The 10315-nt window shown below is 67.0% G+C and carries 11 protein-coding genes; 5 read left to right on the top strand and 6 right to left on the bottom strand.

The genetic code is table 11. From position 1 onward, the window contains the following. Nucleotides 1-126 precede the first annotated feature (126 nt). Both AB7O82_RS19000 and AB7O82_RS18995 read right to left on the bottom strand, forming a co-directional pair. Complete coding sequence (locus AB7O82_RS19000) at nt 127-798, bottom strand: alpha/beta hydrolase (RefSeq protein WP_428542125.1); 672 nt, start codon at nt 796-798, stop codon at nt 127-129. Then, complete coding sequence (locus AB7O82_RS18995) at nt 795-1493, bottom strand: DNA-3-methyladenine glycosylase family protein (protein ID WP_428542128.1); 699 nt, start codon at nt 1491-1493, stop codon at nt 795-797. Before AB7O82_RS18995 ends, AB7O82_RS19000 begins: the two co-directional genes overlap by 4 nt. 45 nt (nt 1494-1538) lie before the next feature. On the opposite strand from AB7O82_RS18995, the gene gluQRS reads away from it, so the two are divergent. The 4 genes from gluQRS to AB7O82_RS18975 all read left to right on the top strand — a co-directional run bounded on the left by gluQRS (nt 1539) and on the right by AB7O82_RS18975 (nt 5807). Further along, nucleotides 1539-2399, top strand: coding sequence for a tRNA glutamyl-Q(34) synthetase GluQRS (gluQRS, locus tag AB7O82_RS18990; RefSeq protein WP_428542131.1), 861 nt, complete (start codon nt 1539-1541; stop codon nt 2397-2399). A 52-nt stretch (nt 2400-2451) separates the two neighbouring features. Further along, entirely contained in the window at nt 2452-3609 is a 1158-nt protein-coding gene (locus AB7O82_RS18985) for an aromatic ring-hydroxylating oxygenase subunit alpha (RefSeq protein ID WP_428542134.1), read from the top strand. Then, the gene (locus AB7O82_RS18980; RefSeq protein WP_428542137.1) at nt 3609-4712 is read left to right on the top strand and encodes a 5-methyltetrahydropteroyltriglutamate--homocysteine S-methyltransferase; all 1104 of its coding nucleotides are present in this window, start codon (nt 3609-3611) and stop codon (nt 4710-4712) included. The genes AB7O82_RS18985 and AB7O82_RS18980 overlap by 1 nt, the downstream gene beginning before the upstream one ends. Before the next feature lie 450 nt (nt 4713-5162). Then, the gene (locus tag AB7O82_RS18975) at nt 5163-5807 is read left to right on the top strand and encodes a LuxR C-terminal-related transcriptional regulator (RefSeq protein WP_428542140.1); all 645 of its coding nucleotides are present in this window, start codon (nt 5163-5165) and stop codon (nt 5805-5807) included. 23 nt (nt 5808-5830) lie between these two features. On the opposite strand, the gene AB7O82_RS18970 is transcribed toward AB7O82_RS18975, so the two are convergent. The 4 genes from AB7O82_RS18970 to AB7O82_RS18955 all read right to left on the bottom strand — a co-directional run bounded on the left by AB7O82_RS18970 (nt 5831) and on the right by AB7O82_RS18955 (nt 9778). Next, nucleotides 5831-7750 (bottom strand): S8 family serine peptidase, encoded by a 1920-nt coding sequence (locus AB7O82_RS18970; protein ID WP_428542143.1) that lies wholly within the window; start codon nt 7748-7750, stop codon nt 5831-5833. 101 nt (nt 7751-7851) lie between these two features. Further along, nucleotides 7852-8325, bottom strand: coding sequence for a hypothetical protein (locus AB7O82_RS18965; RefSeq protein ID WP_428542146.1), 474 nt, complete (start codon nt 8323-8325; stop codon nt 7852-7854). Nucleotides 8326-8613: 288 nt separating this feature from the next. After that, on the bottom strand, nt 8614-8958 hold the full coding sequence (locus AB7O82_RS18960) for a hypothetical protein (RefSeq protein ID WP_428542149.1): 345 nt from the start codon (nt 8956-8958) through the stop codon (nt 8614-8616). Nucleotides 8959-9223: 265 nt separating this feature from the next. Further along, nucleotides 9224-9778 (bottom strand): hypothetical protein, encoded by a 555-nt coding sequence (locus tag AB7O82_RS18955; RefSeq protein ID WP_428619937.1) that lies wholly within the window; start codon nt 9776-9778, stop codon nt 9224-9226. Between the two features lie 238 nt (nt 9779-10016). On the opposite strand from AB7O82_RS18955, the gene AB7O82_RS18950 reads away from it, so the two are divergent. Further along, nucleotides 10017-10313 carry a hypothetical protein gene (locus AB7O82_RS18950; protein WP_428542155.1) on the top strand — a complete coding sequence of 99 codons (297 nt, stop codon included), beginning with the start codon at nt 10017-10019 and terminating at the stop codon, nt 10311-10313. Nucleotides 10314-10315: the final 2 nt, after the last annotated feature.

Raw genomic sequence — 10315 nt, 5'->3', positions numbered from 1 at the left:
CCCTACACGACGCTCTTCCGATCTACTCCGATGGCGCTCATGGAGTGTGTAATCAACAAGAAGAGCGCCATCGGAGTGGCGCGCTCCCAGCCATGAGCGTTCCCGCGATTATCACAGCACATGTGTTCACCCCGGCATCGGCAGGTTGAAGGCTTCGAGCAGGAAGCGGGCAGCGTTCGACAGAGCCGCCTCGTCGATGCCGTGGCCGACGCCGGGCGAGATGTGCACGCCGACTCTGAGACCGTTCTGCTCGAGTGCCTCGGCGGCCCGCTCTGTCAGGACATGCGGCAGCATCTGGTCGCTGTCGCCGTGCGTCAGCAGGATCGGCGGCCGCGATTTCAACTCGGCCTTGAGGATCTCCGGTCCAGCCAGCATGCCCGAGAAGCCGACGATGCCGGCCAGCCGGTTGCGCCGCCGCAGGCCGACATGCAGCGCCATCATGGTGCCCTGCGAGAAGCCAATCAGGCAGGTCCTGCTCTCGTCGAGGCCGTGCTCGGCGAGCTTCTCGTCGATGAAGGCGTCGACGAGTGGCGCGGCGGCGCGCACGCCGGCCAGCGTCGCCGCCGGGTCGAGCCGCGTGATCGGGAACCACTGATAGCCATACGGATTGCCGTCGCACGGGTAGGGCGCGTTTGGCGCATGGAACACCACGTCGGGCATCAGGGGGCTCAGCACCGGGGCCAGCCCGATCAGGTCGTTGCCGTCGGCGCCGTAGCCGTGCAGCAGGATCACGAGATGGCCCGGCTTGGCGCCGTCCTTCGGACCGTGGCTGGGGCCGTCGAGCCTGGTGTCGGTCATATCTTCTTCGCTTTCTTCTGCGGTCCAGGCTTTTTCGCAGGCGGCTTGGGTTTCGGCTCGCGGGCGCTCCAGTCCGGCATGTTGCGGCGATAGTGCCAGAGCAGCAGCGCCGCGGCACTGCGCCAGGGGCGCCACTGCTCTGCGATTTTGACCAGGCGCTTGGCGTCGGGCCGCTTGCGCAGCTTCTTGAGATGCTGGGCGGCGATCACCAGGCCGAGGTCGAGGCCCGGCATGATGTCGGGCCGGCCGTGGGCGAACATCAGGTAGATCTCGGCGGTCCAGCGTCCGATCCCTTTGGCCTGGGTCAGCATGGCGATAGCCGCCTCGTCATCGAGTGCGTCGAGGGCGACGAAATCGATGCGGCCGTCGACGATGTCGGTGGCGAGGCTGCGGCCGTAGCGCATCTTGGCATTCGACAGGCCGACCGCGCGCAGCTGCTGGTCGCTCAGCATTAGGAACTCGGCCGGCGCCATGCTGGGCACCGCCTCTTCCAGGCGCAGCCAGATGCTGCGTGCGGCATGCACCGAGACCTGCTGGCCGATGATGGCCCGCATCAGGCCGTTGAAGCCGCGCGGCACCTCGCGCAGTGCGGGATGTCCGACCTCGGCGATCGCGCGCGCGAAGTCGGCGTCGATCCTCGCCAGATGCGCCATGGCTATCGCGAGATTGGAAGCGTCGAGAATCACCTGAGCCATGGACCGGGCATAGCACGGCGACGGAAGCGCCTGTAACGTTGGAAGATGTCCCTGGTCACGCGTTTTGCCCCCAGCCCGACCGGCGAGCTGCATCTCGGCTCGGCCTATTCGGCCTGGACCGGCTGGCATCGCGCGCGCGAGGCGGGCGGCACCTTCCTGGTGCGCATCGAGGACATCGACATCAGGCGCTGCAAGCGACAATTCGAGACGGCGATCCTGACCGACCTGAGGTGGCTCGGCTTCACCTGGGACGGCGAGGTCCGCCGGCAGTCCGAGCATTTCGCCGATTACGGCAAGGTCCTCGATGCCCTCGATGCGCAGGGGCTGATCTATCCCTGCTTCTGCTCGCGCGCCGATATCGCGGCCTCGGCGGGCGCGCCGCACGGGCCTGTCCATGGGCCGGACGGCCCGCTCTATCCCGGCACCTGCCGGCACCTCTCGACGGCAGAGCGTCGCGAGCGCCTGAGGGCCGGCCGCGAGCACTGTTTGCGACTCGATGCCGAGCGCGCAGCCGCACAGGCGGGGCCGTATCGCTTCTTCGACGAACCGCGCGGCTGGATCGAGGGTCAGCCCATGCTGCTGGGCGACATCGTCATCGCCCGCAAGGATACGCCGACCAGCTACCACCTGTCGGTGGTCGTCGACGATCATCTGCAGGGCGTCACCCTGGTAACGCGCGGCGAGGACGTGCTGCCCTCGACCCACGTGCATGGCCTGCTGCAGAAGCTCCTGGGTTACGCGACGCCGCGCTATGCGCATCACAAGCTGCTGACCGATGCGACCGGCCGGCGTTTCGCCAAGCGCGACCGCGACATGACGATCCGCGCAATGCGTGAGCAGGGCCTGAGCCCCGAGGAGGTTGTTGCGCGCGCGCTGGCTGCGGCGCGCTCTTCTCCTCCCCCGTAATCGCCGTAATCGGGGGAGGGACATGAGAGGAGAGCGCCGCTAGAATTCGCCCATGCAAAGACCGCAAGAACTGGCCGTCGGGAGGCGGCTGCTTGGCCACATCGATGGCCGTACCACCGACCTCGCGGCCGACATGTTCCGCAACCGCGTCGAAGCCTATTCGTGCCGCGAGCGCGCGCGCCTGGAGCGCGACAAGCTGTTCCGCGAGCGTCCGATCTTCATGGGGCTCGGCACTCGCCTTGCCAGGCCGGGCGACTATCTCGCCGAGGAAGTTGCCGGCATGCCCGTCCTGATGGCTCGCGGGCCGGACGGCGAGATGAGAGCCTTCGCCAACATCTGTCGCCATCGCGCCGCGCCGGTGGCCGAGGGCTGCGGCAACGCCCGCGCCTTCGTCTGCCCCTATCACGGCTGGACCTACGATCTCGACGGCAAGCTCCTGGGCACGACCGACAGGGTGGGCTTTGCCGGGCTCGATCTCGCCGGGCACGGGCTCGCCCGCCTGCCGGCGGCGGAGAAGCACGGCATGATGTATGTGCGGCCGCGGCCGCTCGCGCCTGGCGAGAGCGCGGAGATCGACATCGATCGCGAGCTCGGCGGCTTCGCCGCCGACCTGGCCGCGCTGCGGCTCGACACCTACCCCATCTACTCGGTCGATCGCATCGCGCCGCGCATCAACTGGAAGTTCGCCATCGACACCTTCCTCGAAGGCTATCACATCCCGCATCTGCACCGGAAAACCATCGCGCCGTACTTCATCGGCAACTGCGGCACCTTCGACGGCGCCGGCCTGCACGGACGCATGTGCGTGGCGCGCACCTCGATCGACAAGGTGCGGGCGCTGCCCGAGGACGAGCGCGACTACCGCCCGCACGTCATCTCGGTCTACCAGCTGTTTCCCAACACCATTCTGATCTGGCAGGTCGACCATATCGAGATCTGGCGGGCATTTCCCGGCCGCGACGATGCCGGCCGCTGCGATGTCGAGATGACGATCTACAAGCCGGCCGACAGCACGCGGCCGGACGCCTACTGGGAGAAGAATCGGGACATCGCCATCCGCACCGTGATGGAGGAGGATTTCCCGTTGGGCGAGCGCATGCAGATCGGATTTGAATCCGGCGCCACCGAAGAGGTCGTCTACGGGCGGAACGAGCCCTGCCTGGTCCATTTCCACAGCTCGATCCGCAACGCCCTGGGAGTGGCGGCCTGATGCAACGAACCAAGCCCCCGTTTCGCGCCGACCAGGTCGGCAGCCTCCTGCGTACCGCGCCCATCAAGGAGGCGCGCACCAGGCGACTTGCCGGCGAGATCGGCGCGGCCGAGCTGAAAGCGGTCGAGGACGCCGAGATCCGGAAGCTGGTCGCCCGGCAGGAGGAGATCGGCCTGCAGGCGGTGACCGACGGCGAGTTCCGCCGCTCGTGGTGGCATTACGATTTCCTCAGCCATCTCGATGGCGTCGAGCTGGTGAGCGTGACCCAGGGCCTGCAGTTCAAGGGCACGCAGACCAAGGCCGAGGGCCTGCATGTCCATGGCCGCATCGACTTCTCGCCGAGCCATCCGATGCTCGATCACTTCCGCTTCCTGAAGTCGGTGGCCAGGGCCGTCCCCAAGATGACAATCCCCTCACCGACGGCGCTGCACTATCGCGGCGGCCGGCAGGCGATCGAGCGATCGGTCTATCCCGAGATGGAACCCTTCTTCGCCGATCTCGGCCGCGCCTACGGCAAGGCGGTGCGCGCTTTCGGCGAAGCCGGCTGCACCTACCTGCAGCTCGACGAGGTGTTCGTCGCCTACCTGTGCGACGAGCAGCAGCGCGAGTACCTGCGGGGCCGCGGCGACGATCCCGACAGGCTCCTGCATGTCTATGCCGATCTGGTGAACGCGGCCTGCGCCGGCCGCACGCCCGGCATGACCCTCTCGATGCATCTTTGCCGCGGCAACTTCCGCTCGACCTGGATGGCTCAGGGCGGCTACGAGCGAGTTGCAGACATCCTTTTCAACCGGATGGGCGTCGACGCCTATTTCATGGAGTACGACACCGAGCGCGCCGGCGGCTTCGAGCCGTTGCGCTTCCTGCCCAAGGACAAGCAGGTGGTGCTGGGTGTCATGACTTCGAAGACCGGCGCGCTCGAGAGCAAGGACCAGCTCAAGCGCCGCATCGAGGAGGCGGCGAAGTTCGCCCCGATCGACCAGTTGTGCCTGTCGCCGCAATGCGGCTTCGCCAGCACCGAGGAAGGCAACCTGCTGGCCGAGGACGAGCAGTGGGCCAAGCTCTCCCGCTGCGTCGAGGTCGCGCGTGAAGTCTGGGGGTGATCGCCCACGGGCACCAACTGTTCCCTTCGATCGTGCGTCTTCGCTGGGAGCGCGCCACTCCGATGGCGCTCATAGGATGTGTAATCAGCGCCATCGGAGTGGCGCGCTCCCAGCGAATGACGCCCACTTCCACCAAAGCTGCCCTCACTTGCGGCCAACAAGACGGTCTCCCACTTGTCACTATGCCGCCCGATCCAGGTGATGTAAGTCAGCGCCCATCGAAGAGCGGTTCATGCTTGCAGGGGCGCGGCGCAATTCGACCGAGCTCATGCTTGCCCAAAGTTCACACGGAGCTCGGAGATGACAGCAACCAAGAGAGCTCGTCCGGCGTTCGATGCTGGAGGATACCAGGCTAGCGCCGAGCCAGTCGCTCGGGCAACGGCCACACCATGGCCGCAGTCGGAGCTGCGGATCGTCGACCCGCGCGCCAGCGGCGTGTTGCGTGTTCTCGTGGTCAGCGACATCAGGCTGTTGCAAGAGGCGTTCGCGACGTTGCTCGGGGGGCAGGAGGGTGTCTGCGTCATTGGCATCACCAACCTCGAGCAGGCTTCTTCACGGGCCGCCGACTTGCATCCGGACATCGTCCTGTTCGACGCGACGCGCACCGGCAGTCTCGACTGCGCGAGAGCACTCGCTGATCTGGTGCCGATGGCCAAGATCGTGGCGTTCGGCGTCGCTGAAAACGATACCGAGATCGTCACTCTTGCCGCCGCCGGCATCGCGGGCTTCGTCCGTGACGACGCCGGGGCAGACGATGTCGTCGCCGTCTTGAAGAGCGCGATGCGAGACGAGCTTCTATGTTCGCCGCGCACCGCCGCGACGCTCTGCCATCAGGTCGCGGTACTCTCTCGCAGCGGTCACGACGGCCAGTCGACGGACATCACGGTTCCCATCCTCTCCAAACGCGAGCTGCAGGTCGGTGCTCTCATCGACCGGGGCCTCTCCAACAAGGAGATTGCCCGGCAGCTGGGTATCGAGGTCACGACGGTGAAGAATCACGTGCATAACATCTTCGACAAGCTCAAGGTTCATCGCCGTGGCCAAGCCGCCGCCCGCCTCAGGGCGGCGCTGGGGCGGACGGCCTCGCCCCCCTAGGATTGCTGCGGAACGCGCGGTTCTCAGATCAGCCCTGCCGCCCGCATCTGCATCATGGCGTGCCATCCGGGCGCGTAGCCGAAGGCGTAGGGCGATGCCTCCGGTCCTAGCGGACTGCTCAATCCAGGCAAAGGCTGGCCGGGGAAAGACTGGCCGGGAACGAACTGGCCGGTGACGAGCTGCGCGACGCCGGGCAGGTCGGAATATGGCATCGGCATCATGGCGCCGGGCAGGCCCGGCACGCGCTGCAGATCCGGGACGCCGGCGCCGCCGCGCAACGGGTCGGCGAATTGCGGCACGGCAGACGCCTGGATGAGCCGGAACAGGGCGGCGACACGCTGCTCGGAGCGGCTCTTGAGCGGTCCCTGGAAGAGCGGATGATGCGCGAGGATCAGCGCCGCCATTGCGCTCACCTGCGCGGCGGCGAGCCCGGTGCCGTCAAGTGCCGCGTGTCCGCCGGGCACGGTCGAGAGTACGGCCACCCCTGGCGCGCTGACCGCGACATGAGGGCCAACCCCGCTGAATTCGGCGGGAAAGATCCCGTCATTTCCAATGACCGCCGACATGATGGTGCGCGCATGACAGGTATCGGGCGGAAATTCGCCAAGCCTGCCGACGGCGCCTACCGCAAGAACGCCTTGCAGGACGGCCGGATACTGCAAGGGCCCGCCGAAAGTTCCGGCTGCGACGATGCAGGCAATGCCCTTGTGCCTGAGCTCGCTCAGCTTGCGGTCGAGCAGCTCCGATCCATCCGGGCTGCCGACGCCCAGGCTCACAACGTCGATCTCGCGCGCCATGCATTCGTCGAGGGCCGCCAGCAGGTCGCTCAGCCGGCCCCCGGGAAACACCTTGAAAGCATGTAGTTCTGCGCCGGGAGCGCCGCCAGAGATGCCGGGACCGGTTCCCGGGACTGCGCCGACCAGCCCGGTGCTGTGCGTGCCGTAGCCCAGCACGTCATCGCTCCAGCCCGCGTCGCTACGCCCGTTTTCGTTCTGGCGACGGGTGAAGTCCCTGCCGTGGATGACGTGACGCAACGCCGGATGGCTGTTGTCGCAGCCCGAGCCGATGATGGCGACCCTGACACCGGCGCCCGTGAGGATGCCCCGCTGGTCCATCCGCATCAGTCGCTGACCCCACTGGACGACACGCCCGCGGTGTTCCGGACCGGGCGTCGAGCCGGCGACGGGGGCGGGAGCGGCGAGGGCGGGGAACGATTCGGCGAGCGGCCGCAGCCTGACGGTCGCCGGACCGCTCCCGTTCAGATCGGGCGCCACGAGGAGTTGCTCCCAACAGTTCGCCTTCGGCCTGACATAGACGGCCTCCACGAGGTCGGCGGTGCTGCCGAACAGACTGAACCGCGCGATGCCGCTGTCGTCGGTAACGGCCTGAACGGGAATTCCTGGTCCGAAGGCCACGACAGCGGCACGCGACAGCGGCTGGTCGCGTTCGCCGACGATTCGCAGCGAAAGCTCGCCGCCGACCGACGTGAGGGGCAGCGCGGTGCTCGCTCCTGGCATCGGCAGGCGCGCGCCGTCAGCCAGGCTGAGCGGTCGATCCTGCTCGACGACGATTTGCCCCTGCGTCGCGGCACGCAGGCTCTCCGCCTTGTCCTCCGTCATGCGCACCAACACCGCGTCCTGCCCGGCGTCCACGCCGGGGTGGCTGCCGGGCGTCTTCAGGCGTGCGACGATCTCGATACCGTCCTGGCGCTTCAGGAACTCGGCGGCTGCGTCGGGCGATCGCGGCGCCAGGTTGGCAATGGGCAGGGTGGGCGCGCGCAACGCCACCACGTACTGGTGCCGTCCAGGCTGCAGAGCCTGGCCGTTGCCACTTTCGCCCGCGACCCGCGGCGAGGCGCGGTCGGTGACGACCTTCCTGTCCTCAGCCTCGGCGGCCCTGCGCCCGCCTGATCCGGTCGTCCGCTCGTCCTTGTCCTGGGCCATCTCTGCCTCCACCCGTGCCATCGCGATGGGCTGCTTGCCTCGACAGGTGACGCGGGTCGGCGCCCGCCATCGCGTTCGCGCGCCGACCCCGGATCAGTCCGTCACCAGAACGGTCGGCTGAACCCCACCGTCTGGCCGAATGGCTGGCCGTAGATCGCCGGCTGGCCGAGGCCGGCGTAGCGGTTCTGTGCCGCCTGCCACGCACACTGCTGCGCCAAGTGATTGAGCAGCGTGGCGACCTGGTGGCCGATGGCGCCCTGCCAGGTGACATACTGCGCCAGCTGCTGGAGGGTGCCGCCGACCTGCTGGCCGAGCATCGACAGAGTCGCGGCCTGATGGGCGAGGTGCTGGACTGTGGCGGCGAACTGCTGCTGTTGCTGCGGCGTTCCGAACTGTTGCTGCGCCCCGATCGGTTGGCCGAGGCCCCCTTGACTGAAGCCCGGCTGGATGCCGAGGCCGGGCGGCGTCATGCCGACCTGCCCGAAGGCCGGATTGATGCCGACGGGATTGATGCCGATCGGGTTGACGCCGAATTGGGCGCCGATGCCTGGCGGCATGCCAAAGCCGCCCGTCATGCCGGCTGCCCCGAGCGTGGGTGGCGTCAGAGAGTGAGCGAGGAATGGGGCATAGTTTCCATTCGCCAACAGGTCTTGCTGCATTTGTTGCATTGGACATCTCCGAATGAGTACGGGGTGGCGGCTGCGCGGCGCGGGAAGCTTCCGGTCGGCAGCGGCGCGATGATCATTCGGTGCAAGCCCGATTGGAATGGACCAGAGGTCTCATCCGAAGCTCCAGGCGGGATCGGGGCCGCGCCTGGGTCGGAATGACCAGCCAGGAGGTCGGTCGGCCAGTCCTCCAGGCAACTACGCCAGGACGGCGCCTTCTTGTTGGCCGGCGGTGTGAACCTGCCAGATCGCTGGCAGGATGTGGCCGAGACTGGACGCCGTTGCGACGACCACGGGGCCGACCGTCAAGGCGTAGGTGCCCGTGCGCTTGAACCGCGCAATCGTGAGATTCGGTGCTGCCTCGGCGTCTGCACCGGTAATCCAGGCGGCCATGTAGTCGGCGTAGGGCTCGTGAACGACCTGACAGCGGCTCCAACGCTGCTGCCACACCGCCGCGGCGCCGAGATCGTTGAGGGCGGCCAGATCGGTCGGCGTAAATCCGGACGCCCGGCGATCAGCGGTGCCCAAGGTATAGGTCGACATCACATCGTTACCGTATAACTGTTACTGTATAGACGAGATTTCTCAAGAATGGAACCGGCGAGACACAAACTGTCGCGGCTTTGTCCCTGTCGCCGCCCCCACGAGAGCAATTTCGAGGCCATCATCTGCACAGCAGCTGGGGGGAGCCGCCCAGCACGTCCGGCGCACACCACGATTCTGAATGGGGCGGGTTGCCGCCCATTTTCATGGGAGGAGAATGAACAGCGCCTATTCCGACGTTGCGCTCCGCGCTGCTGTGACTTCTCTACCGGCCCTCCAGAATCTGGTTCACCCAGATCTGCACGGTGTTGGTTTCGAGAAAGCTGCGCGCCGCCTTGCGCGTCTGGGGATCGTCGATCGGGCCGATGACGATGGCGGCGACGATGTCGCACTTGTAGGAGACGGCGATGGCTTCGGCGAGGCGTTCGCCGTCCCGTGTCTTCACGCGGTAGAGCCGGGCGCGACCGAACAGGTCGGTGATGCGAATTCGGTTGCCCGCCTGAACCGGCACGAAGTCGGAGTCGAGCAGACTGATGTCGCTGACCCGGTCGACCTCCGCGTCCGCGACCACTTCCGTGTCGCAGTTGCCGTAGAAGTCGAGCTTCAGGCGCACACAGACCTCGAGCCCGAGGTCGCGATTGCGCCATGCCTTGCCGGGCGGCCAGGCGTCGACGGAGAACGGCCACGGCATCGATTTCCACCCCGGCCCGTGTACGTCCCACCATTCCTTGTACCAATGGGCGATCTCGGAGAGACCGGCGAGGCCGGCCACCAGGCCACCGGCCAGCGACGCCTGGATGATGGTCCGCCGCTTCAGCATTGCCGCTGCTTGAGTCCCGCCGCGCCGACTGCTCTATCGCCGGCCGACAGCGCCTCGCCATCCCGCGCGCGTATCGCGGGGGTGGGGCGCGCCTCGCAGGAGACGAGCTGGCGGGACAGGTCACGCTGATGCTGGGGGGCGGCGGCAGGGCCTGCCATTGCCTGGAGAGTTGCGACCATCGGTCCGCGTCGCATCAAGGCTTTCTCCGCTTTTTTACCGAGTATATACCGTCTGCCCGATGAGCGTCGAAAACCTGTTCCTCTACTTCCTGGCGTGCGGTGCGGCGACGTTCCCGCTTGGTCTGGTATTGGTGCGATGGATTGCTTCTCTTGCGCCCAACGCCAGTCTGTCGCGTCGCATCGAGCGCGCTTACGAACCGGCGCTCAGCCTGTCGCTGGTGATCTGGATCCTCGGCGCCCTGATCTTCTATGTCGTCGCGCTCCATATCGAGCGCCAGAAGCCCTGCACCGACCAGCACACCAACCAGCTGACCGCCGAGTGCCGGAAAGAGCTTGGCGCTCCCGATCACCGGTAGGG

Origin of the sequence: Reyranella sp. (genome assembly GCF_050185545.1) — a bacterium.
GTDB lineage: Bacteria > Pseudomonadota > Alphaproteobacteria > Reyranellales > Reyranellaceae > Reyranella.
Note: the sequence above shows the minus strand (reverse complement) of the source record. Positions and strands in the feature narration are given on the sequence as shown.